Annotated in this window: 20 protein-coding genes; 7 read left to right on the top strand and 13 right to left on the bottom strand. The window is 71.0% G+C overall.

From position 1 onward, the window contains the following. Positions 1-232 precede the first annotated feature (232 nt). On the bottom strand, positions 233-592 hold the full coding sequence (locus UG56_RS25640; RefSeq protein WP_045549746.1) for a YciI family protein: 360 nt from the start codon (positions 590-592) through the stop codon (positions 233-235). 155 nt (positions 593-747) lie between these two features. Here UG56_RS25640 and UG56_RS25635 point away from each other — a divergent pair, with 155 nt between their 5' ends. After that, positions 748-1,239 carry a hypothetical protein gene (locus UG56_RS25635; RefSeq protein ID WP_045549745.1) on the top strand — a complete coding sequence of 164 codons (492 nt, stop codon included), beginning with the start codon at positions 748-750 and terminating at the stop codon, positions 1,237-1,239. On the opposite strand, the gene UG56_RS25630 is transcribed toward UG56_RS25635, so the two are convergent. The 3 genes from UG56_RS25630 to gabT all read right to left on the bottom strand — a co-directional run bounded on the left by UG56_RS25630 (position 1,236) and on the right by gabT (position 7,647). Then, positions 1,236-3,698: an indolepyruvate ferredoxin oxidoreductase family protein gene (locus UG56_RS25630; protein ID WP_218145291.1), complete on the bottom strand. Its 2,463-nt coding sequence runs from the start codon at positions 3,696-3,698 to the stop codon at positions 1,236-1,238. The two genes, UG56_RS25635 and UG56_RS25630, sit on opposite strands and share 4 nt — an antisense overlap. A 1,154-nt stretch (positions 3,699-4,852) precedes the next feature. Continuing rightward, the gene (locus UG56_RS25625; RefSeq protein WP_071327333.1) at positions 4,853-6,313 is read right to left on the bottom strand and encodes an NAD-dependent succinate-semialdehyde dehydrogenase; all 1,461 of its coding nucleotides are present in this window, start codon (positions 6,311-6,313) and stop codon (positions 4,853-4,855) included. Then, positions 6,310-7,647, bottom strand: coding sequence for a 4-aminobutyrate--2-oxoglutarate transaminase (gabT, locus tag UG56_RS25620; protein ID WP_045552152.1), 1,338 nt, complete (start codon positions 7,645-7,647; stop codon positions 6,310-6,312). The genes UG56_RS25625 and gabT overlap by 4 nt, the downstream gene beginning before the upstream one ends. A 65-nt stretch (positions 7,648-7,712) precedes the next feature. On the opposite strand from gabT, the gene UG56_RS25615 reads away from it, so the two are divergent. Then, a complete protein-coding gene (locus UG56_RS25615) occupies positions 7,713-8,609 on the top strand; it encodes a LysR family transcriptional regulator (protein ID WP_256206905.1) in 897 nt (298 codons plus the stop codon). Here UG56_RS25615 and UG56_RS25610 read toward each other — a convergent pair. The 4 genes from UG56_RS25610 to UG56_RS25595 form a co-directional block, all read right to left on the bottom strand. Then, positions 8,582-9,178: an adenylate kinase gene (locus UG56_RS25610; RefSeq protein WP_045551328.1), complete on the bottom strand. Its 597-nt coding sequence runs from the start codon at positions 9,176-9,178 to the stop codon at positions 8,582-8,584. The two genes, UG56_RS25615 and UG56_RS25610, sit on opposite strands and share 28 nt — an antisense overlap. Positions 9,179-9,264: 86 nt before the next feature. Continuing rightward, the gene (locus UG56_RS25605) at positions 9,265-10,623 is read right to left on the bottom strand and encodes a flavin monoamine oxidase family protein (protein ID WP_045551329.1); all 1,359 of its coding nucleotides are present in this window, start codon (positions 10,621-10,623) and stop codon (positions 9,265-9,267) included. Position 10,624: 1 nt separating this feature from the next. Next, positions 10,625-11,671, bottom strand: coding sequence for an agmatinase (gene speB / locus UG56_RS25600; protein ID WP_045551330.1), 1,047 nt, complete (start codon positions 11,669-11,671; stop codon positions 10,625-10,627). A 41-nt stretch (positions 11,672-11,712) separates the two neighbouring features. Continuing rightward, the gene (locus UG56_RS25595) at positions 11,713-13,101 is read right to left on the bottom strand and encodes an APC family permease (protein WP_045551331.1); all 1,389 of its coding nucleotides are present in this window, start codon (positions 13,099-13,101) and stop codon (positions 11,713-11,715) included. Between the two features lie 145 nt (positions 13,102-13,246). Here UG56_RS25595 and UG56_RS25590 point away from each other — a divergent pair, with 145 nt between their 5' ends. Both UG56_RS25590 and UG56_RS25585 read left to right on the top strand, forming a co-directional pair. Beyond that, the gene (locus UG56_RS25590) at positions 13,247-13,843 is read left to right on the top strand and encodes a TetR/AcrR family transcriptional regulator (RefSeq protein ID WP_045551332.1); all 597 of its coding nucleotides are present in this window, start codon (positions 13,247-13,249) and stop codon (positions 13,841-13,843) included. Between the two features lie 5 nt (positions 13,844-13,848). Then, positions 13,849-15,111 carry an alpha-L-fucosidase gene (locus UG56_RS25585; protein WP_045551334.1) on the top strand — a complete coding sequence of 421 codons (1,263 nt, stop codon included), beginning with the start codon at positions 13,849-13,851 and terminating at the stop codon, positions 15,109-15,111. Here UG56_RS25585 and UG56_RS25580 read toward each other — a convergent pair whose 3' ends face one another. Further along, positions 15,112-15,606, bottom strand: a complete 495-nt coding sequence (locus UG56_RS25580) for a MarR family winged helix-turn-helix transcriptional regulator (RefSeq protein WP_045551335.1) — start codon at positions 15,604-15,606, stop codon at positions 15,112-15,114. A 98-nt stretch (positions 15,607-15,704) separates the two neighbouring features. On the opposite strand from UG56_RS25580, the gene UG56_RS25575 reads away from it, so the two are divergent. Next, complete coding sequence (locus UG56_RS25575) at positions 15,705-16,616, top strand: dioxygenase family protein (protein WP_045551333.1); 912 nt, start codon at positions 15,705-15,707, stop codon at positions 16,614-16,616. Here the strand turns inward: UG56_RS25575 and UG56_RS25570 are convergent. The 4 genes from UG56_RS25570 to UG56_RS25555 all read right to left on the bottom strand — a co-directional run bounded on the left by UG56_RS25570 (position 16,574) and on the right by UG56_RS25555 (position 20,974). Continuing rightward, complete coding sequence (locus tag UG56_RS25570; protein WP_071327331.1) at positions 16,574-17,800, bottom strand: AGE family epimerase/isomerase; 1,227 nt, start codon at positions 17,798-17,800, stop codon at positions 16,574-16,576. The two genes, UG56_RS25575 and UG56_RS25570, sit on opposite strands and share 43 nt — an antisense overlap. Further along, entirely contained in the window at positions 17,797-18,666 is an 870-nt protein-coding gene (locus tag UG56_RS25565; protein WP_045551069.1) for a carbohydrate ABC transporter permease, read from the bottom strand. The genes UG56_RS25570 and UG56_RS25565 overlap by 4 nt, the downstream gene beginning before the upstream one ends. Continuing rightward, positions 18,663-19,601, bottom strand: coding sequence for a carbohydrate ABC transporter permease (locus UG56_RS25560; RefSeq protein WP_256206904.1), 939 nt, complete (start codon positions 19,599-19,601; stop codon positions 18,663-18,665). The genes UG56_RS25565 and UG56_RS25560 overlap by 4 nt, the downstream gene beginning before the upstream one ends. Positions 19,602-19,702: 101 nt before the next feature. Further along, positions 19,703-20,974, bottom strand: a complete 1,272-nt coding sequence (locus tag UG56_RS25555) for an ABC transporter substrate-binding protein (RefSeq protein ID WP_045551068.1) — start codon at positions 20,972-20,974, stop codon at positions 19,703-19,705. Positions 20,975-21,142: 168 nt separating this feature from the next. Here UG56_RS25555 and UG56_RS25550 point away from each other — a divergent pair, with 168 nt between their 5' ends. Then, the gene (locus UG56_RS25550) at positions 21,143-22,315 is read left to right on the top strand and encodes an ROK family transcriptional regulator (protein ID WP_045551067.1); all 1,173 of its coding nucleotides are present in this window, start codon (positions 21,143-21,145) and stop codon (positions 22,313-22,315) included. 24 nt (positions 22,316-22,339) lie between these two features. Then, entirely contained in the window at positions 22,340-23,431 is a 1,092-nt protein-coding gene (nemA, locus tag UG56_RS25545) for an N-ethylmaleimide reductase (RefSeq protein ID WP_084101617.1), read from the top strand. Positions 23,432-23,493 lie beyond the last annotated feature (62 nt).

Below are 23,493 nucleotides of genomic sequence, written 5' to 3'. Positions count from 1 at the left end.
ACACCGTCATCCAGGTCACCGGACCCGACCTCGCCGCCTTCTGCGACGCCCGACTGCCCGAGCAGCACGACGCCTACCGCGCCAAGCTCCGGAGCAACCTCAACAAGGTCGCCGACAAGCTCGCCTGAGCGCCGGCGATGCTCACGACCATGTCCCCTGTCGCGACCCACGCGGGTGCTTGCGGCAGGGGACACGTCGTCGGCGGGCGTGGGTACCACCGGGCACCAGGGTCCTAGGATGCCTCGGAGATCTGGCGCAGGGTGGCGACGACCTTGCACTCCGGCCAGTACGTCGCGTGCAGCTGGGCGAACTCCTGCTGCCCGGCGATCGCCTCGTCCAGGCTGTCGTAGCGCAGCAGCGCCCACCCGCCGACGACCTCCTTGGCCTCGGCGTACGGTCCGTCGACACGGGTGACCTGGCCCTTCTCCACGACGAAGTTCACCGCGTCCTCGGTGCCGTAGAGACCGCCACCATCGAGGAAGTGACCAGCGCCCGCCTCCTTGCCGATGTAGTCGTCCATCGCCTTGAACAGGGCCTCCGGCGGCGCGCCGATTCCCTCTTCCATCCTCACGAAACCCATGAAACGGGGCATGGTCTGCTCCTCAGTTCGGGGCCAACCGCTTGTCGGTGGCCGACACCGATGCGTCGAATCACATCGTTCTCCTTCGACATCGACGTGGGAAGAAGTTTCGCCGGCCGCCGGTCCGCTAGGTTGCGTCCCAGTCACCCGTCGACGAGGAGTCTCCGATGCCCACACCCGCCCTGCGCTCGGCTCAGATGCTGGCGCTCGCCTTCATGAGCATGATCGTGGTGCTGGGGGTGGTCGTCTACCTGAGCGTCCCCGACGCCGACCTCGGGCTGCCGTCGACGTACGTCATCGGCGGTCAGGTCGCGGCCGGTGTGGTGATCGCCCTGATCGTCTCGACGATCGGGTTCCGGGTCGCCCCGATCACCACGGGCACGAGCCCGGAGGAGGCGAAGGGCGAGGCGCTGCAGAAGCACCAGATGTCGCTGATCCTCCGGCTCGTGCTCAGCGAGCTGGTCGCGCTCGTCTCCCTCGCCCTCGCGTTCATCCTCACCGAGGGCCAGGTGATGACGTACATCATCGGCGGGGCCATCTCGGTGGTCCTGATGGGCCTCTTCGCCTACCCCTCAGCCGGCAACATCCGCCGGGTAGAGGCCAGCCTCGACAGCGCCGGGGCGCAGTCGAGGCTGGCAGATGCGTTCGGGGTGCTCTAGACCGTCAGGTCGATCCCCTCGGCGGCGAGCGCCTCGCGGTAGGCCTCGACGTTGCGCATCTTCACGTTCTCGTAGCCGCGCACCATGTCCGGGAGCTCCGCGAGGCGGACGGCCCGGGCGTACGTCTCCTCGGTGAGCTCCGCGGCGAGCGAGTCGACGAGCGCCGAGTAGTGCGCGAGGAGGGCGCGCTCGGTGCGGCGTACGTGGGCGCGACCGAACGGGTCGAGGACCGTGCCGCGGAGGAACTTCATGGTCGCCAGGAGGCGGAGCATGAAGTGGGAGCGCGGGCCGAAGGTCATCTTGCGGCCCTTCAGGAACGCCCCGAACACCGGCGGGGAGAGCTTGAAGCTGATCTTGCCCTGGACCTCGGCACGGACACCGTCGAGGGCAGCCGGTGCGGTGAGCAGCCGGGCGACCTCGTACTCGTCCTTGTAGGCGGTGAGCTTGAACAGGTAGCGGGCGACCGCCTCCGAGAAGCGGGTGTCCGCGGTGACCGCGCGCTCGGCGTTCCAGATCCGGTCGACCGTCTCCACGTACGCCCGGGCGGTCTGCTGGTTCTGGAAGGCGACCAGCTGCGGGGCACGGAACTCGGCGAGGCGGCGCACCTCGCCGTCGAAGGTGGCAGCGTCCAGGGCCGGGACGACGATCTCCTCGACCGGGGCGGTGGCGGTGCCGGTGACCTTGGCGAACTCCTCCGGCGCAGCCACCGAGGCACGTCCCCAGCGGAACGCGGCCACGTTGGCGCTGACCGCGACGCCGTTGATGCCGATGGCCTCCTCGATCGCGGCAGCCGGGATCGGGAGCGCGCCGGCCTGGTAGGCGGCGCCGACCAGCAGGAAGTTGGCCGCGGCGGTGTTGCCGAAGAGGGTGTCGGCGGCGGAGAGCGCGTCGAAGGCGCGCAGCGAGGACGCCGCACCGTTCACCCGGGCGAGCAGCTCGTCGTCGGCCGGGTAGGCGATGTCCTTGTCGTAGACCATCGGGCCGGTCGGCGTCTTCGACGTCGACACGACCGCACGGGTGCGGGCCGGGTCACCGTAGGCGAGGTTCTTGCCCTCGGCCAGGGTGAGCAGGTCGAAGCCGAGCAGCGCGTCGGCCGATCCCGGCGTGACCCGGTTGGAGGGCTCGATCGCGCCCGGGCCGAACCGCAGGTGAGCGGTCACCGGACCGGCCTTCTGGCTCATCCCGACCTGGTCGAGCGACTCCACGCCGAAGCCGGCGCGCAGCGCGGCCGTCGCGAGCACCTGGTTGACGGTGACGATGCCGGTGCCGCCGATGCCGGCCATGAAGACGCCGTAGGTCCGCTCCAGCTCGCCATAGCCCGGGTCGGCCACGCTCGGCGGCTCGGGCGTCGACCGCTTCGCCTTCTTCGCGGTCGGGTCGGTCTCGATCGCCATGAACGAGGGGCACTCCCCCTCGACGCAGGTGTAGTCGGTGTTGCAGGAGGTCTGGTCGATGCGGGTCTTGCGGCCCAGCTCGGTCTCGACCGGCTGGACGGAGAGGCAGTTGGACTTCACACCGCAGTCGCCGCAGCCCTCGCAGACGGCCTCGTTGATCACGATCCGGGTGTTGCGGGGCTCGAGCTTGCCGCGCTTGCGCTGGCGGCGGGCGTCGGCGGCGCAGTGCTGGTCGTAGATCAGCACGGTGACGCCCTCGATCTCACGGAGGTCCCGCTGGGCCTCGTCGAGGCGGTCGCGGTGCCAGAGGCGTACGCCTGCGGGGAAGTGGGCGCGACGGTAGCGCTTCGGCTCGTCGGCGACCACGATGATCGCCTTGACGCCCTCGTTCATCAGCTTGTGGGTCAGCTGCGCCATCTCGACCTCGCCCTGCCGCTTCTGGGCACCGGTCATCGCGACGACGTCGTTGTGGAGCAGCTTGTAGGTGATGTTCACGCCTGCCGCGACGCACGCCTGGATGGCCAGCTGCGCGGAGTGGAAGAAGGTGCCGTCACCGACGTTCTGGAAGGTGTGGCCGGCGTGACTGTAGGGCGCCTGGCCGATCCACTGCGAGCCCTCGCCACCCATCTGGGTGATGCCGACGACCGCGCTGTCCTCGCGCTGCGAGGCGGTCACCAGGGTGTGGCAGCCGATGCCGCCACCGCCGAGGCTCCCCTCCGGGAGCGCGGTGGAGCGGTTGTGCGGGCAGCCGGAGCAGAAGTACGGCGTGCGCGAGGTCGACGCAGCGGTAGGTCGATCCGGGCGGGCCCAGCGGCCTTCAGCTCGGCGTGGCCCTTCAGCGCACGGCGCAGCGGCGCGAGGAGCCGGCCCGCGGTCAGCTCGCCGTCGAGCGGCACCAGCGGGACCCCGGCGCGGTCCTTCTTGCCGATGATGACCGGGGCGGTGGGCTCGCCGTAGAGGATCTCGCGGATGCCCTGCTCGATGAAGGAGGTCTTGTCCTCGACGACGACGATCTCGTCGAGCCCCTCGGCGAAGGTCTGCACGATGGTCGGCTCGACCGGCCACATCATGCCCAGGCGCAGCACCCGGATGCCGGCGGCCATCAGCTCGTCGTGGTCCAGGCCGAGATCCTTCAGGCCCTGGCGCATCGAGTCGTAGCAGGAGCCGGAGGCGACGATGCCGACCTTGGCGTCGGGCGCCTTGACCTCGATCCGGTTGAGCTTGTTCTCGGCGGCGTACGCCTTGACGACGTTCATCCGGGGGCCGTAGAGCTTGGCCTCGGCGCCGACGATCCGGTCGGGGAAGAGCTCGATCTTGGTCGGCTCGTAGGTGTAGGGCATGCCCTCCCACTCGGTCTTCGGCATCACCGGGTCGAGCACGCCGATCTCCGGGTTGACCACCCAGGCGCCGTCGGCGACGTCGGCGACGATCTTGAGCGCGACCACGCAGCCGGAGGCACGGGAGAGGGCGATGCCCTCCATGCCGTACTCGACGATCTCGGAGGCGTTGCGCGGGAAGAGCACCGGGATGCCGAGGGAGGCCAGGGTGCGCTCGGAGACCGCGGGGACCGTGGAGGACTTCGCCGCCGGGTCGTCGCCGACCAGCATCAGCATGCCGCCGCTGGGGTGGGCGCCGTACATGTTGGCGTGCCGCATCGCGTCCAGGGCACGGTCGACGCCGGGACCCTTGCCGTACCAGACCCCGGTCACGCCGTCGTAGCGCTCGGTGTCGAGGGTGACCGCCGACTGCGAGCCCCACACGGCGGTCGCGGCGAGCTCCTCGTTGAGGCCGGGCACCACGGTGATGTCGGCGTCGGCCATCTCCTTCGGCAGGCCCAGCAGGAGCTGGTCGAGACCACCGAGCGGGCTGCCCGGGTAGCCGGAGATGAAGGTGCCGGTCCGCAGCCCGCGGCGCTGGTCCAGGGCGCGCTGCTCGACGAGCATCCGCGCGATCGCCTGGATCCCGGTCAGCAGCACGGGGCCTGCCCCGACGCGGTAGCGGTCTGCCAGGTCGTAGGCCTCGAACGATGTCCCAGGCTCGAACACTGCGGTCATAGGGGTGACTCCTCAATCTGCCGGGCGGCACTGGTGGTCCGTCTGGAGCGTTTGCCGGGACCGCCGGGGTGAGGCTGTCCCGAGGAACCACCCGCAGGGTGTGCGGGTGGCCTGGGTCACATCATCATGGATAGGGCCTGGGTGATGCCAATCACCAGGGCCCGATCACCAGGCGACGCTGAGGTACTGCGTCTCGAGGTACTCCTCCAGCCCGGCCCGCGCGCCCTCGCGCCCGATGCCGCTCTGCTTCACGCCGCCGAAGGGCGCCGACGGGTCGGAGACGAGGCCGCGGTTGACCCCCACCATCCCGGCGTCGATCCGCTCGGCCACGTGCAGCGCCTCACCCAGCTCACCGAAGACGTACGCCGCCAGGCCGAACTCGGTGTCGTTGACCGCCGCCAGCAGCTCCTCGGTGTCGTCCCAGACCACGATCGGGGCCACCGGGCCGAAGATCTCCTCGCGCAGCAGCGGCGAGTCGGCCGGTACGCCGGTGAGGACCGTCGGCGCGTAGAAGTAGCCCTCCGAGGCGGGCACCTCGGCGCGGTGGGCGATCACGGCGCCCGCGGCCACGGCGGCGTCGACGAGGCCGGTGACGGTGGCGTACGCCTTCGCGGAGATGAGCGGGCCGATGTCGCTGCCCTCGTCGGCGGGACCGACCTTCAGCGCCTCCACAGCGGCGCCGAGACGCCTGGTGAACTCCGAAGCGACGTCGGCGTGGACGTAGAGCCGGTTGGCCGCGGTGCAGGCCTGTCCCCCGTTGCGGAACTTGGCGACCATCGCGCCCTCGACCGCGGCCTCGACGTCCGCGGTGGACGTCACCACGAACGGCGCGTTGCCGCCGAGCTCCATCGAGGTGTTCACGACCCGGTCGGCCGCCTGGCGCAGCAGCACCCGGCCGACACCGGTCGAGCCGGTGAAGGAGATCTTGCGGACCCGCGGGTCGGCCAGCCAGGTGCTGACGATGCCGGCGGCATCCAGGCCGGGGACGACGTTGACGACGCCGTCGGGCACCCCCGCCTCGGCCATCAGCCGGGCGATCGCGAGCGCCGTCAGCGGCGTCTCGGAGGCCGGCTTGAGCACAACCGTGCAGCCCGCTGCCAGGGCCGGCGCGATCTTGCGGGTGGCCATCGCGGCCGGGAAGTTCCACGGCGTCACCAGGGCGGCCACGCCGACGGGCTTGTGGGTGACGATGGTGCGGGTGCCGCCGGCCGGCGACGGACCGAAGTCGCCGTGCGGGCGCACGGCCTCCTCGGCGTACCAGCGGAAGAACTCGGCGGCGTAGCCGACCTCGCCGCGGGCGTCGGTGAGCGACTTGCCGTTCTCGAGCGCGATCAGGGCGGCCAGCTCGTCGGCGTCGCGCAGCATCAGGTCGCGGACCCGGCTGAGCAGGTCGCTGCGGGTGCGCGGCGCCAGCGCCGACCACGCCGGGAGCGCCGCGGTGGCCGCGTCGACGGCCGCGGTCGCGTCCTCGGGGGTGCCGTCGGCGACGTCGGCGACGTGCTCGCGGGTCGCGGGGTTCTCGACCGCGAAGACGCCGGCGGCGCCCGGACGCCACCGGCCGCCGACCAGGATGCCGCTGCCGGGCTCGAGTGCCGTGAGGTAGCCGGTCTCGGTGGTCGTGGTCACTTGGTCTCCTCCAGCGCGGTCGCGAGTACGTCCAGGGCGTCGTCGAGCAGCTCGTCGGAGATGCTCAGCGGGGGCAGGAAGCGGATGACGTTGCCCCAGGTGCCACAGGTCAGGGTGATGACGCCCTGGCTGTGGGCGTAGGCGGCGACGGCCTTGGCGACCGCGCCGTCGGGGTTGCCGGTGGCCGGGTCGACGAACTCGGCGGCGATCATCGCGCCCCGACCGCGTACGTCGCCGATGCGCGGGTCGCGCTTCTGCAGGTCACGGAGCGTCCCCAGCAGGCGGGCCTCGATCTCCCGGGCCCGGGTGAGCAGGTCCTCGGCCTCGATGGTCTCGATCACGGCCAGCGCGGCGGCGCAGGCGAGCGGGTTGCCGCCGTAGGTGCCGCCCAGGCCGCCGGGGTGGACGGCGTCCATGACGTCGGCGCGGCCGGTCACCGCGGAGAGCGGCAGGCCGCCGGCGATGCCCTTCGCGCTGACCACGAGGTCCGGGACGACGCCGTCGTGCTCGACGGCGAACCAGGTGCCGGTGCGGCCGAAGCCGGACTGCACCTCGTCGGCCACGAAGATCACGTCGTTGGCCCGGCACCACTCCGCCAGCGCGGCGAGGAACCCGGGCGCCGGGACGATGAAGCCGCCCTCGCCCTGGATCGGCTCGATCACGACGGCGGCGAGGTTCTCGGCGCCGACCTGGGTCTCGATCAGCGACGTCGCCCGGGCCGCCGCCAGCTTGCCGTCGATCTCGGCGGCGTCGCGGAACGGGTAGGACATCGGCGCCCGGTAGACCTCGCCGGCGAACGGCCCGAAGCCGTGCTTGTACGGCATGTTCTTCGCGGTCATCGCCATGGTGAGGTTGGTGCGCCCGTGGTAGGCGTGGTCGAAGACCACGACGGCGTCCTTGCCGGTGAACGAGCGGGCGATCTTGACCGCGTTCTCGACGGCCTCGGAGCCGGAGTTGAACAGCGCGGTGCGCTTCTCGTGGTCACCGGGGGTGAGCCGGGCGAGCTGCTCGGCGACGGCCACGTAGCCCTCGTAGGGCGTGACCATGAAGCAGGTGTGGGTGAAGGCCGCGACCTGCTCGGAGACCGCCTCGACCACGCGCGTGGCGCTGGAGCCGACCGTGGTGACGGCGATGCCGGAGCCGAGGTCGATGAGGCGGTTGCCGTCGATGTCCTCGACGATCCCGCCGGCCGCGCGGGCGGCGAAGACGGGCAGGGTGGTGGCCACGCCCTGGCTCACGGCCGCGACCTTGCGGGCCATGAGCTCCTGGGAGCGCGGGCCGGGCAGGGGCGTACGCAGGAGGCGGGACTGTTCGAGGGTCGAGGGGGCGTTCATGGGTTCAGCATGAGCCTCGGCGACACATGTCGTCCAAGACCTTTTGACTACTACAATCATGCCCCATGAGCATGGATCTGCGGCTGCTGCGCTACTTCGTCGCCACGGCCGACGCGGGCTCGGCGACCCGGGCCGCCGAGGTGCTGCACGTGACCCAGCCGGTGCTGTCCCGGCAGCTGCGCCAGCTCGAGGCGAGCCTGGGGGTGCCGCTGTTCGCGCGGGAGGGCCGACGGCTGCGGCTCACCCGCACGGCCGAGGACCTCCTCCCCCGCGCCCGCGACCTGCTGGCACACGCGGACGACCTCGAGCGCGCCGTCGGGGTGCTCGCCTCGGGGAGGCTCGACGAGCTGCATCTCGCGGTGCCGTCGACCACGCTCACCGACGTGCTCGCGCCGTTCCTGGCGACGCTCGGGCCCGAGGACCCGGTCGCGATGGTCCGCGAGCTCGATCCGCGGGGCGCGGTCGCGGCTGTCCGCGCCGGCGCCGACCTGGCGATCGTCACCCGGCCGCCGGCCCGGTCGCTGGCCTCGCGCGCGCTCGCCGTGCTGCCGGTGTGGGCCTATGTCCGGGCCGACGACCCGTGGGCGGAGCGGGGGTCCGTGGACGTACGCGACCTGGTGACGCGGCCGCTCGTGCTGCTCACCGAGGACCTGCGGCCGCGGCCGCTCCTGGACGCAGCGGTCGAGGACGCCGCCGTGGGCTACGGCGACGTCCTCGAGGTGTCCAACGCCCAGGTCGCTCAGGCGCTCGCGGCCTCGGGCCGCGGGATCGCGGTCGTCTCCGACGACCCGCGCTTCGGGCTGGTGCCTCTGCACATCGAGGCGCCGGCGGGGCGGGTGCGGATCAGGCTGTACGCAGCCTGGGACCCCCAGCACCACGCCGCCGAGGCGCTCGCCGGCCTGGCCGAGCGGCTCTCGGCCTTCTGCGTCGAGCGCTACGGAGCCGAGGTCGCCGTCCGCTGAGCGGCCACCGAGGTCAGCACGGTCAGGATCCGCTCGGTGACCTCGTCGACCGGACCCAGGCCGTCCACTCGCGCGAGCAGATCGCGCGCCGCATAGTCCGCGGCGAGCGGACCGGTCTCGGCGGCGTACACCTCGAGCCGGCGGCGGATGACCGGCTCGGTGTCGTCGGCGCGGCCCTGCTCCCGGGCCCGCGCCAGCAGCCGGCTCACCAGCTCGTCGGTGTCCGCCTCGAGGAGCACCACCGCGTCGAGCCCGACATCGGCCAGCGCCAGGATCTCGTCGAGCTCGGCGACCTGCTGCGGCGTGCGCGGGTAGCCGTCGAGGAGAAATCCGCCGGCACAGTCACCCTCGGCGAGGCGGTCGGCGACCATGGCGTTGGTGATCTCGTCCGGGACGTACTCACCCGCATCCATGTAGGTCTGCGCCGCCACACCCAACGCGGTCTGCTGGGCGACGTTCGCCCGGAAGATGTCGCCGGTGGAGATCGCCGGCACGGCGAAGCGCTCGGAGATGACGGCGGCCTGGGTGCCCTTGCCGGCACCCGGCGGGCCCATGAGGAGGAGGCGCATACGACTGGTGGACCTTTCTCGAGGTTGGCGCGCTCACACCCACGATGAGCGCGCCCGGTGTGACGCTAGGCCTCAGCCCGCTGCGATCACGTTGCATCCGCGAGGATGCGGTGCGCGATCTCGTCGCCCACACGGACCGCACCGTCGACGTGCTGGAAGCCGTGTCCGGCGACGTCGCTGCTGCCGAACTCGATCGGTCCGAGCGGCTCGCGCAGCACCGCACCCCAGCGGGTCAGCCCGCCGAGGTCGAAGCTCGTCCCGTACGCACCGCCGGTCAGCTCCTGGTGCTGCCAGTCGCTCTCGACGTAGGTGAGCGGCTCGAGCGCCGCGTCCCCGAAGTACGCCGCGAGCGACTCGAGCACCCGGTCTCGGCGCTCGGACTCCGACAGCCGGCCGACCGCGTCCGCGCGCTCGTCGGAGACGAAGCCGACCAGCATGCCGCGCGGCTCGCCCTCGGGGGTGTTGTCGTAGACCTCGTGGACCAGCTGCCACGGCGCGAAGCCGGTGCCGCTGAGCCCGTCGGCGCGCCAGAACGGCGTCGCGTACTGGGCCTGCACCTTGATGACCAGTCCGAAGGACTGGTGCTCGCGGGCGATCCGGTGCTCGGCCGGAAGCTCGGGGCTGAACCGGATCCGCGTGACCAGCGTCGGCGGGACCGCGAGGACGAGCCGGCGCGCGGCGTGGATCTCGTTGCCGACGTGGACGACGGCGCCGTCCTCGTCCCACTCGACCAGGGTGACGTCCTGACCGAGCCGGACGCGATCACCAAGACGGGAGGCGAGCGCCAGCGGCACCCGCTGCAGGCCGCCGACGACCCGGCGGTCGAGGATCACGTCGGCGTCGACGAGGTTGCTGAACGACCCCGCGCTGGCGGCCATCTGCACCGCCTGGAGCGCGGAGAAGGAGTGGGCGGGCTTCGTCAGCATCGCCGGCCCGATGTAGAGGGCGACGTTGTCGACGGCGACCGGGTCGTCGCACTGCTGCTCGAGCCAGGCACGGAACGAGACGCTGTCGAGGTGGTCGGCGTCGTCGAGCTCCCACGGCCGGGCCGGGTCCATCGCGGCGGCCAGGCCGTCGAGCGTCTTGGTCAGCTGCGCGATGGCGGCCGAGGTGGACTCCCCGACCGGGAGCTCCTCGCCGAAGCGGTGGGCGACACCGGTCTTGTCGACGTAGAGGGACTCGCCCTCGCGAAAGCGCGGGTAGGTCGGCAGCTCGAGCTCGTCGAGGATCCCGAGGAGGGCGTCCTGGTCCGGGGAGACCCACTGGCCGCCGATCTCGAAGTCGGCCTCGGCACCGGGGGCACCGTGCGCCTCGGTGCGCAGCCGGCCGCCGATGCGGTCGCGCGCCTCCAGGACGAGCACGTCCTGGCCCGCCTGCGCGAGCCGCCAGGCCGCGGTCAGGCCGGTCACGCCGGCGCCGACCACGATCACGTCATGGGTGGTCATGTCAGTTCTCCTGATTGTCGGTGGGTCGCCGGTCCGGGCGCTGGGCGAGCAGCGGGAGGCTCGGGTCCCAGCGGGTCCCGTCGGCCTGGTCGCGCTTGCGGCGGGCGATGCCCGAGAGCGCCTCGAGGACGACCCGGTTGGCGAGGAACGAGGTGATGTCGGCGTGGTCATAGGGCGGGGACACCTCGACGACGTCGATGCCGACCACCGGCAGCTCGTAGGCGATCCGGCGGACCGAGTCGAGGAGCTGGCGGGCGGTCAGGCCGCCCGGCTCCGGGGTGCCGGTGCCGGGGGCGTGGCCGGGGTCACAGACGTCGATGTCGACCGAGAGGAAGACGCCGTCGCACTCGTCGGTGGCGATGGTGAAGGCCTCCGTGAGGCACTCCTCCAGACCGCGGTGGACGATCTCGGTCATCTCGTAGGACCGCATGCCCTGCTCGGCCATCCAGTCCAGCGTCTCGGGCTCGGGCCAGTAGCCGCGCAGCCCCATCTGCAGGAACCGGTCGCCGCGCAGCGCGCCGGACTCGATGAGCCGGCGCATCGGCTGGCCGTGCCCGATCAGCGAGCCGAACTCGATGTCCCCGGTGTCCGCGTGGGCGTCGAAGTGGATCATCGAGACGCGCCCCTGGCCGAGGTGCTGGGCGACGCCGGCGGCGTCCGGCCAGGCGATGGTGTGGTCGCCGCCCAGCACCAGCGGGATGGCCCCGTTGCTCGTCACGGCGTGGACGGCCTCCTGCAGATCGCGCACCGAGCGCTCGGCGTCGCCGGAGAACATCTCCACGTCACCCGCGTCCAGCACCCGAAGGTCCTTCAGCGCGTCGACCCGCATCGCCAGCGAGGGCCGCGACCCGTCGTGGGCCAGGTAGCACGTCTGGCGGATGAACTGCGGGCCGAACCGGGTGCCCGACCGGTGCGACGTACCTCCGTCGAAGGGGGCGCCGAGGATGACCACATCGGCACCCTCGTACGTCGCAGGGTCGGCCCAGTCGCACCGGTCGACACCCAGGAAGGTGATGTCGGGGCCGAACTGGGTTCCGTAGCGAGCCATGGCGTTCTTCTCTCTCGTTCGATTCTGTGGACGGGTTGTGCTCAGTCCTCGGTCGGGTCGACCACGAGGAAGCGCTCGCCGGGACGACGGGCGAGGTAGAGGTAGTAGTAGGCGAGGGCGGCGACCACGATCCCGGCCGTGATCACGACGTCCAGCCGGGCCGAGCCGACCAGCGCGTAGCCGATCGCGCCGATGACGACCAGCGGCGGCAGCGGCCACAGCGGCATCCGCCAGCCCTGGGCGGCCGGTCCCTGGCGACGGGCGCGGAGCGCGGCGATCGCGACGACGACGTACATCGTGGAGATGACCACCGAGGTCACACCGAGGAGCGCCTCGATCTCGACGGCGCCCGCCAGGATCGCGCCGGGGATGCCGATGACGAGGGTGGCCAGCCACGGGGTGGAGTAGCGGGGGTGCAGCTTGGTGAGGACGTTGTTGACCGGCGTGGGCCAGGAGCGGTCGCGCGCGGAGGCGTAGACGACCCGGGCGTTCTGCAGCACCATCACGATGACGGCGTTGAGGATGGCGATGGCGATGGCGACGTTCACCGCGACCGCGACGCGCTCGCCGCCCCAGGCGGCCACCCAGTGGGAGAAGTTGCCGGAGGCGAGATCGCTGAGGTCGTCGACCGCGAGGACCGTGGTCGCGGTCGGGACGAGGATGACGATGCCACCCAGGACGAGGGTCCAGAAGACGACGCGGGCGACGTTGCGACGCGGGTCGACGATCTCCTCGGAGAGGTAGACCGTGGTGCCGAAGCCGCTGACCAGGAACGTGCTGACCGCGAGGCCGGAGACGAGAACCGCCAGGCTGAACGGCTCCAGGCCGCCCTCACCGATGATGTGCGGGACCACCAGCTCGCCGGGGCCACGCTGGATGTGGCCGAGGCCGAGGACGGTGACGACGACGGCGGCGATCAGCTCGAGCGCCAGGAAGATGCCGGTGACGACCGCGTTGGCCTTGATGTTGAGGACCGCGGTGGCGGTCGAGAGCAGCATCACGATCGCGCCGGTCGCGGCCCGCGGCAGCTCCACCAGGTCGGCCAGGTAGTCCGCGGTGCCGAGGGCGAAGATCGGCGGGATGAGCCAGAGCAGCACGCCGGCCAGGGCGAAGGTCAGCCAGCCCATCGACTTGCCCAGGGTCTGGGTGACCATCGCGTACTCGCCGCCGGAGCTGGCGGTGCGGGTGCCGAGCTCGGCGTAGCAGGCGGCGATCGCGACCGAGACCGCGAAGCCGGCCACGACGGCCAGCACCGCGCCGCTCCCCTGGGTCGCGAACAGCTCCGGGACGATGATGAACAGGCTCGAGGCCGGCGTGATGCACGAGAGCACCAGCAGGACCGCGGCACCGGGCCCGAGCACCCGCGCGAGCCGGCGCGGCTCGTGCGCCGGCGTCACCTCTTCCGGGCTCATCTGCATGGATTCGATCATCGCGGGTCTCCTTGGGATGAGGGTACAGCGAGTTTTGAACGCCGTACAAAAGTTTGAACGGCATTCAAAGTGACCCAGATCACCGCTAGAGTCAAGGGGTGGGGCCGAAGATTTCACCCCCCGAGCACAAGGAGACACTGTCGAGGTGACGCGCACACGCTCCAACAGACGCCTGGAACGACCCCGCGAGCAGGTGCTCGCGACGACGCTGGAGATGGTGGCCGAGGAGGGGCTCGCCAAGGTGACGATGGCCTCCCTCGCCGCCCGGCTCGGCACCAGCGGCGGCCACCTCCTCTACTACTTCGGCACCCGCAACGGCCTACTCCTGGAGACCCTGCGCTGGAGCGAGAACGAGTACGCCGCACAGCGGGCCCCGATCCTGGAGAAGGTCGAGAAGGACCGCTCCGGAGGCGTCGAGGCACTGCTCTCCTTCACCGACGTCTACCTCGCGCTCGACGAGCGCGACCCGCGCTGGCTGCTCTGGCTCGAGCTGTGGGCACGCGCGCCCTACGATGCCGAGCTCGCCGCCGCGCAGCGCGCGATGGACGACGAGTGGCACGCCGACCTGGTCCGGCTCTTCACGGCCGCGCTCCCGGAGGTCGCCGACCGCGAGGCCGTCTCCGAGCGGCTGCGGGCGATGTGGGACGGCTTCAGCATCGGCATCGTCACCGGCGGCGGTACCACGCTGCGCGAGCGCGCCCTCGAGCACACCCGCGCCGCCGTCGCGGGACACACGGGGTGACGAACGTGCCGATCGCCTCCTGGTTCCCCGAGGCGCAGCTGGGGATCTTCGTCCACTGGGGCATCTTCAGCGTCGACGGGGTCGCGGAGTCCTGGTCGTTCTTCGACGGCCGGGTCCCCTACGCCGACTACATGGCCCAGATCGACCGCTTCACCGCCTCCGCGTTCGATGCCGACGCCTGGGCCGAGCTCTTCGAGCGGGCCGGGGCGACCTACGCCGTGCTCACCACCAAGCACCACGACGGCGTCGCCCTCTACGACACCCAGGTCAACGACCTCTCCGTGGTCAAGCAGGCGCCCGCCGGCCGCGACCTCGTCGCCGAGTTCGTCGAGGCCGTACGCCGCCGGGGGCTCAAGGTCGGCCTCTACTTCTCCCACCTCGACTGGTCGCACCCCGACTACGCAACGGTGCGCCCGGCGGTGCAGCACCCCTCGGTCCAGGACAACCCCTACGCCGTCCCCCGCCCGGGCGAGGAGGATCCCGAGCGCTGGGAGCGCTACCTGGAGTTCCACCGCGCCCAGATCCGCGAGCTGGTGACCCGCTTCGAACCGGACCTGCTCTGGTTCGACGGCGAGTGGGAGCGCGACGAGCGGCAGTGGCGGATGCGGGAGCTGCGCGCGGAGCTGCGCGAGCTCGCGCCCGAGATGGTCGTCAACGGCCGGATGCTCGGTCACGGCGACTACGTGACGCCGGAGCAGGGCGTTCCGGTCGAGCCGCCCGACGGCCCGTGGGAGCTGTGCCTGACCATCAACGACTCCTGGGGATGGCAGCCGCAGGACCACAACCACAAGTCACCGCGCCAGATCGTGCGCACCTTCGTCGAGACCATCGGCGGTGGCGGCAACCTGCTCCTCGACGTCGGCCCACGCGAGGACGGCACCATCACACCGGAGCAGACCGAGCGCCTCGAGGCGCTCGGGGCGTGGGTCTCCCGCCACTCCCCCGCGGTCCGCGGCATCCGCCGTGGCCTCCCGCACGGTCACTTCTACGGTCCGAGCGCGGTCTCCGACGACGGCCGGACCCTGTTCCTCTACGTCCTCGACCGCCCCAACGACTACGTCGTGGTCCGCGGCCTGCGCAACCAGGTCCTGAAGGCGTACGTCCTCGGCACCGGCACCGAGCTCGAGCATCAGCGCATCGGCGGGCTCCACGAGGTCCCCGGCTGGGAGTACGTGTTCACCACCGACGACGACCTCGACCCGCTGTGCACCGTGATCGCGCTCGAGCTCGACGGCGAGGTGTCGGTGCACCGACCGCACGAGGACTGACTACTCCGGCGCCGTCTCCTCGAGGGGCGGCCTCTTCGCACCGGTCGGATCGAGCCGCTCGAGCATGTTGCCGGCGATCTCGGAGAGCTGGTCGACCTGCTCGGGCGTCAGCGAGTCGAAGACGTACTCGCGCACCGCGTCCACGTGGCCAGGGGCCGAGGCGACCATCTTCTCGTGGCCGGCCGCGGTGAGACGTACGTTGGTCGCCCGGCGGTCGCCCTCGCAGGTGTGGCGCTCGATGAGGCCGCGGTCGGCGAGGCGCTTGACGACGTTGGAGAGCCGCGGCAGCGTCGCGTTGGTGTAGCCCGCCAGCTCGGTCATCCGCAGCGTGTGGTCGGGCGCCTCCGAGAGCATGGCCAGCACCCCGTAGTCGAAGTGGGTCAGGCCGGCGTCGCGGCGCAGCTGGGAGTCGAGGGCACCGGGGAGCAGCTCGAGCACGGCGATGAGGCGGACCCATGCCGCCCGCTCCGCCGGCGACAGCCAGTTGCCCTCCACGTCCACGGAGTTTGCCGCAGAAAGTTGCCCGGAACAAACATCGCTCGCCTAGAGTTAGTTCAAGCAACAACTATTGGGCAGAGCCGCAGGAGACCACCATGACCACCGTACCCGAGAGCACGACCGCCGCCGCGGACGCCCTCCTCCCCCAGACGCACCCGTTCGCCCAGCACCTGCGCGCCGTCCAGGCTCGTGAGGCGACCGACCCGCACCGCGTCTGGACGCCGGCGGACGGCCCGCTGCCGAGCCTCTACCTCTCCCACGGCGGCGGCCCGCTGCCGCTGCAGAGCCCGGAGTGGCTCGACCCGCTGCACTCCTGGGCGCGCTCGCTGCCCCGGCCGAAGGCGATCCTGGTCATCTCGGCCCACTGGGAGTCGGCGCCGCTCTCGATCAGCGCGACCCGCCCCGACGAGCTGGTCTACGACTTCGGCGGCTTCGACCCGATCTACCACGCGGTGCGCTACGACACCCCGGACGCGAGCGAGCTCGCCCGCACCACCGCGGCGCTGATGCCCGACACCGAGAGCGCTCACCAGCACACCCGCCGCGGTCTCGACCACGGCGCCTGGGTCCCGCTGAAGATCATGTACCCGGCCGCCGACATCCCCGTCGTGCAGCTCTCGCTGCCCACCGAGGACCCCGACAAGCTGCTCGCCCTCGGTGAGCGGCTGCGGCCGCTGCGCGAGGAGGGCGTGCTCGTGGTCGGCTCGGGCCACATGACCCACGGCCTGCCCTTCATCACCCGCGAGATGATGACCGAGAACAAGCCCGCCGGCTGGTCCGCCGACTTCGACTCCTGGGCGGCCGACGCGCTGGACCGCGGCGACGTAGCCGAGCTGGCCCGGTTCCGCACGGCCGCCCCCGGCATGCCGTACGCCCACCCGACCGTCGAGCACTTCACCCCGCTCTTCGTCACCCTGGGCGCGGCCACGGACCCGACGGCCCCGGTCACCACCACCCTGGACGGCTACGGCCTGGGCCTCTCCCGCCGCTCGTTCCAGGCGGCCTGAGGCTCGCGCAGCTGGACCGACAGCACCGGCGCCAGCGGCATCCGGGCGAGCAGCAGGGCCTGGTAGGCGTGGTAGACGTCGGGCTTGCCGTGCCAGATCACGTGCGAGGGACGGTTGTGCTCGTCCAGCTCGTGGTGCCAGCTGCCGAGCTCGCGGTCGACGAGGTGGGTCTCGATGTAGTCCTCGAACCGGCGACGCCACTCGTCGTAGACCGCCTCGCCGGTGCGGGTGTGCAGCGCGCCGGCCGCGGCGAGCGCCTCCGCGGCCACCCAGTGCAGCCGCAGCCGGGTGACCGGGGTGCCGTCCCACGAGGTCGTGTAGACGAAGCCGGTCTCGCCGTCGGCGGACCAGCCGACCTCGACCGCGCGCTCGAAGAGCGCCCGGGCGTCCTCGACCAGCCACGACGGCGCGTCCGGAAGGGAGGCGTCCAGGTGCAGCAGCAGCCGCGACCACTCCAGCAGGTGTCCGGGGGTGCAGCCGTAGGGACGGAACGGGTCGCCGGGGCGGTCCGCGTTGTAGTCCAGCAGGGGCGACCAGGAGAGATCGAAGTGCTCGGGCAGGTCGTAGCCGTGCGCACGGGCGACGCCGTGGATCAGGTGCTCCGCGATCGCCAGCGCCCGCTGGTGCCAGGCGGCGTCGCCGGTGACGTCGCCGGCGGCCAGGAACGCCTCCACGGTGTGCATGCTGGAGTTGGCCCCGCGATAGGCCTCCCCGGAGCGGAGATCCCGCTCCAGGCTGTCGACCACCCGGCCGGAGCCGTCGAGGAAGTGCTGCTGCACGACCCCCAGTGCCTCGTCGAGCAGCGCGTCCGCACCGGGGACACCGGCGGCGACGCCGCTGCTCGCGGCCAGGACGACGAAGGCATGGGCGTAGGCCTCCTTGAGGGTGCCGACCGGCTCGCCGTCACCGGAGACCGAGGCGTACCAGCCACCGAACTCGTCGTCGCGCAGCGCACCCGCGAGCGCGCGGATGCCGTGCGCGGCGAGCGCGGCCGCCTCGGGGACGTCCCCGCGCAGGTGCGCGAGCGCGAAGACGTGGGTCATCCGGGCGGTGATCCAGGTGTGCACCGGCTCGGCCGGGTCCGGGCGACCGGACTCGTCCAGCCACCAGAACCCGGCCGGCGAGGCCGCCGACGGCCGGGCGAACCCGGCCAGCCGGCGGCACTCGGCGTCTGGGTCGATCATCCCTTGACCGAGCCGGCCATCAGCCCGCCCACGAAGTAGCGGCCGAGCAGGATGTAGATGATCAGCGTCGGCACGGACGCGATCAGCGCACCCGCCATGCTGGCGGAGTAGTCCTGCAGCTGACCGCTCGCCAGGAAGTTGAGCGCGATCGTCACCGGCCCGTTGCGCGAGCTCGAGAAGAAGAGCGCGAACAGGTAGTCGTTCCAGGCCGAGGTGAACTGCCACATCAGCACCACCACGAACGCCGGTGCCGAGATCGGCAGGATGATCGAGGCGTACGTCCGGAGCATGCCGGCACCGTCGACCCGAGCGGCCTCGACGAGCTCGATCGGGACCCCGGCGTAGTAGTTGCGGAAGATCAGCGTGGTGATCGGCAGGCCGTAGACCACGTGGAGCACGATCAGGCTGGGCACGCCGTTCGGGACGCCGAGGTTGCTCATCAGCTGGACCAGCGGCACCATCACGGCCTGGTAGGGGATGAACATCCCGAACAGGATCAGCGTGAACACCACGTCGGCACCCGGGAAGCGCCACTTGGAGAGCACGAACCCGTTCATCGACCCGAGCATCGAGGAGATGATCGAGGCCGGGATGACCATGGCGAAGGTACGCCCCAGGGCCGGCCCGAGCTGCTCCCAGGCGCGCGACCAGCCGGCCGTCTCCCAGGACTCGGGAAGCTTCCAGGCGTTGGCCGGGGTGGCGTCGCCGAGCCCCTTGAAGCTGGTCACGAACAGGACGTACGCCGGGAGCAGGACGACCAGCGCGAAGCCGATCAGCAGGACGTACTTGATCGTGCGGCCGACCACGCGCGAGCGCTCACCGGGGATCCGGCTGGTGACGGCCGCCGGGATGGCTTCTGTCGTCATCGGCGACGCTCCTGGCGGTAGGTGGAGACGAGGTAGGGAACGATCAGGATGGCCACGATCAGGAGCAGGATCGTCCCGATGGCGGCCGACTTGGCGTAGTCGCCGCGGGTGAACTCGACCCACATCTGGATGGCCGGGACCTGGGTCGTGTAGTTCGTCTGGCCGGCGATGGCCATGATCAGGTCGAAGACCTTCAGCGACATGTGGCCGATGATGATGATCGCGGAGAGCGCGACCGGGCTCAGCTGCGGGAAGATGACGTGGCGGTAGAGCTGCCACTCCGAGGCGCCGTCCATCCGCGCCGCCTCGCGCAGTTCCTCGGGGATGCCGCGGAAGCCGGCCAGGAAGAGCGCCATCACGTAGCCGCTGAGCTGCCAGATCGCGGGCACGGCGATGGCGAGGATGCCCCAGTGCTCGTTGGTCCACCACGGGTTCTGCAGGAAGTCGAGGTGGAGGGAGCCGAAGAGCCGGTTCAGACCGGAGGCACGGTCACCCTCGGCGTTGTTGAGCAGCCAGCGCCAGACCACACCGGAGGCGACGAACGAGACCGCCATCGGGAACAGGTAGATGGCCCGGAACAGCGACTCGCCACGGGACTTGCGCTCCAGCAGCCATGCCCACAGGAAACCGAGGCACAGGGTGCCGAGGAGGAACGTCGCGGTGTAGAGCAGCAGGTTGCGCAGCGAGTAGAGGAAGTCGTCGTCGGTGAACAGGTCGCGGTAGTTGTCCAGCCCGACGAAACCCTGGGAGGGCCCGATGTGGTGGCGGTCCTGCAGGGAGGTGTTGATGTTGGACCCGATGAGTCCGTAGACGAAGACGCCGATGACGATGACGGTCGGCAGGATCAGGAGTACGGGAGCGACCCACCCGTGGCCGCCGATGCGGCCCTTGGGCCGACGTGGTCGCTTGACGGCGCTCGGCACCGTGGAGGACATGTGTCCGTCCTTTCACAAAGGGCGGCCGAGGAGCTGCGGCGGATGCTGCCTGCCGCAGCCCCTCGGACCGGGTCGATCATCAGGCTCGGGACGAGCCCAGGTCACTCGGGCTTGTTGTCCTCGGCGGCCTCGACGAGGCCCTTCTGGAACTCGGCGACGTCGTTGTTGCTGCCGAACTTCGCCACGGCGGAGGTGATGTCGGTCAGCCAGTTGACCGAGGTCGCGGCGCCGTGGGCGAGCGAGGAGACGATCTCGTCCTCGCCCCACGACTTGATCGCGGTCTGCTGGTACTCACCGAAGGAGGAGGTGTCCGCGGTGGTGCTGGCCGGGATCGAGCCCTTCGCCTTGTTGAAGGCCACCTGACCCTCGTCGCTCGCGATGGTGTCGAGCCAGGCCTCGGTGCCCTTGGGGTTGGGGCCGTCCACCGGCTTGGTGAACGAGTCGGCCAGGAAGTCGAAGACGCCGTCGGTGCCCGGGACCGGGACCGCGGTGTAGTCGGTGCCGAAGGTCTTCTTCTGCTCCTGGAACGCCGCCTCGGCCCAGTCGCCCATGACGTTGAACGCGGCGTCACCGTCGATGACCAGCTGCGTCGCGTCTGGCCAGTCGAGACCCTGGCGGTCGGTGTTGGTCAGCGAGAGGAGCTTGCTGTAGTGCTCCAGCGCGGTCTTGACCTCGCTGCCGCCCCAGTCGGTCGAGCCGTCCCAGAGGCCGTTGTAGCCCTCGGCGCCCAGATCGGCGAGGAGCACGGTCTCGAGCAGGTTGACCTGCGTCCAGTCGGTCGCGACCGAGAGCGGGATGATGCCCTTGGCCTTGATCTTCTCCAGGTCGGCGATCCAGGCGTCCATCGAGTCGTAGCTCTTGTTCGCCTCGATGCCGGCCTTCTTCAGCACGGCCGGGTTGGCCCACAGCATGTTGGCGCGGTGGATGTTCGAGGGGACGGAGTAGATGCCGCCGTCCTGCTTCAGCCGGTCGAGAAGGCCCTCGGGGAACTGCTTGTCCCAGCCCTTCTCCTTGTAGAGGTCGGTGAGGTCCTCGATCTGGCCGGCGTTGATGTAGTCGGTCAGCTCGGCACCCGCGTGAGCCTGGAAGGTGGCCGGGGGCTCACCGTTCTGCAGGCGGGACTGGAGCACGTTCTTGGCGTCGCTCCCGGCGCCGCCGGCGACGGCCCCGTTGACGAACTTCAGGTCGGGGTGCTGCTCGTCGAACACCTTGACCAGGGCGTCGAGCCCGGCCTTCTCACTACCTTCGGCCCACCAGGTGAAGACCTCCACCTCGTCGGTGCTGCCGCTCTCGCTGTCGCTGCCGCAGGCGGAGACCGCCAGCAGGCTCAGGGCGGCCAGGCCGGCGGCCAGGGCCTTACGCGTTGCGTTCATCTTTGAATCCTCCGGTTGCGCGACCGCTGGGTCGGTTGTGATCTGGGTTACTCACGGTCGCGTGCCGGGACAACGTACGCCTCTCCTTTCTGTCGAGTCAACGCATAACGCAGGACGTTTTCAACCTGAGATCTGTCGCAAATCGACATAATCCCCTACAGTCACGGCATGACCTCACCGGAGTCGCGGCTGCGCGCCGCCAATCGTTCCCAGGTTCTGGACCTGCTGGGACGGTCGGCGCCGGTCAGCCGCGCCGAGCTCGCCCAGCGCATCGGGCTCTCCCGCAGCACCGTGTCGAGCATCGTCCAGGAGCTGCTCTCCTCCGGGCAGATCGTCGAGACCACCGGCGCCGCCCCGGCTCGCGGCGGCGGCCGCCCGCCCACGCTCCTCACCATCAGCGGCTCCCCCGGCACGCTCATCGGCGTCGACATCGGCCACCGCCACGTGCGGGTCGCGGTCGCCGACCTCGCTGCGAAGCCGCTCGTCGAGCACGAGATCCGGCTGGACGTCGACAACTCCGCGGTCGAGACCATCGACCGCGCCGCGGCGCTCGTCCGCGAGTGCATGGCCGAGGCGGGCATCGACCCGAGGACGGACCGCGTCCTCGGCGTCGGCATGGGCATCCCCGGCCCGGTCGACCCGCACAGCGGCATCGTCGTCTCCCCCATCCTCGGCAACTGGATGGACCTGGCCCCGGGCGAGGAGCTCGCCCGCCGCATCGGCCTCCCCGTCCAGATCGAGAACGACGCCAACCTCGGCGCGCTCGCCGAGGTCGAGTACGGCGCCGCGCGCGACGTCGACGACGTCATCTACGTCAAGGCCTCCAGCGGCATCGGCGCCGGGCTGGTCCTCGCCGGCAAGCTCTACCGCGGCATCACCGGGATCGCCGGCGAGATCGGCCACGTACGTTTCGAGGACAACGGCCCCATCTGCCGGTGCGGCAACCGCGGCTGCCTGGAGAAGGCGTTCGGCGGCTCCCGTCTGGTCGAGCTGCTGCAGCCGGCCTACGACGAGACCCTCAGCGTGGAGCGGCTGCTCGAGCTCGCCCAGGAGGGCGACATCCGGGTCAACCGGATCCTCGACGACGCCGGCCGTGCCGTCGGCCGGGTGCTGGCCGACCTCTGCAACCACCTCAACCCCGCGCTGATCGTGGTCGGCGACACGATGCGGCACTCGGAGTCGTTCCTCCTCGGGATCAAGGACTCCATCGACCGCTTCACCCAGCCCGACACCGCCGCCGCGCTCGACGTCGTCCCGAGCGAGCTCGGCGACAAGGCGGGCGTCATGGGCGCGCTGGTCATCGCCGGCTCGGTCGCTTCGGCAGGGTCGGGAACAATATGAGCGCGTGCTTACGTTGAGCGCGACGTGACTTCACTCTTCTCGCAGCTGAGCCTGGGTCCGACGACCCTCCCCAACCGCGTCCTGATGGCGCCACTGACCCGGATGCGTGCCAGCCAGCCGGGCGACGTACCCAACCCGCTGATGGCCGACTACTACCGGCAGCGCGCCTCGGCAGGTCTGATCGTCTCCGAGGGCACCCAGATCTCCCCGCAGGGCAAGGGCTACATGGACACCCCGGGCATCTACTCGCCCGAGCAGGTCGAGGGGTGGCGCCACGTCACCGACACCGTCCACGAGGCCGGCGGCCGCATCGCCGCGCAGCTGTGGCACACCGGCCGGGTCTCCCACGAGTCGTTCCACGACGGTGACCTCCCGGTCAGCGCCTCCGCGCTCCCCTACCGCAACCGCACGACCGTACGCGGCGAGGACGGCACCCCCACCCGGGTCGCCTGCCCCACGCCGCGCGCCCTGGAGATCTCCGAGATCGCGGACCTGATCGACGACTACCGTCGCGCGACCCGCAACGCCCGCGAGGCCGGCTTCGACCTGGTCGAGATCCACGCCGCCCACGGCTACCTGCTCCACCAGTTCGCCAGCGCGAGCAGCAACGAGCGCACCGACTCCTACGGCGGCTCGCTGGAGAACCGTGCCCGGCTCACCCTCGAGGTGCTGGACGCGGTCATCGCCGAGTGGGACGCCGAGCACGTCGCCATCCGGATCTCCCCGATCGGCTCCTTCAACGGTCTCGAGGACCCCGAGGGCGCCGAGATGGGCCTCTACCTGGCCGCCGAGATCGGCAAGCGCAAGATCGCGTTCCTGCACCTGTCCGAGCCCGACTGGGCCGGCGGCCCGGAGCTCACCGACGACTACCGCAAGCAGCTGCGCGCCGCCCACCCCGGCCCGATCGTGGGCGCCGGCGCCTACACCGCGGAGAAGGCGTCCCGGCTGCTCGAGGCCGACCTGATCGACGCGGCCGCGTTCGGACGTACCTTCATCGCGAACCCGGACCTGCCGCGGCGCCTGGAGGAGAGCCTGCCGCTCAACGAGCCCGACCTGTCGACCTTCTACGGCGGCGGCGAGGCCGGCTACACCGACTACCCCGAGTGGACCGCCTGAGTTCAACTGCTTCTCACCCGAACCCGCACGGCGGAGGACCTTTGTCTGGAATCGTCCTCCGC

The sequence above is a fragment of the Nocardioides luteus genome (genome assembly GCF_000960475.2).
GTDB lineage: Bacteria > Actinomycetota > Actinomycetes > Propionibacteriales > Nocardioidaceae > Nocardioides > Nocardioides luteus_A.
Note: the sequence above shows the minus strand (reverse complement) of the source record. Positions and strands in the feature narration are given on the sequence as shown.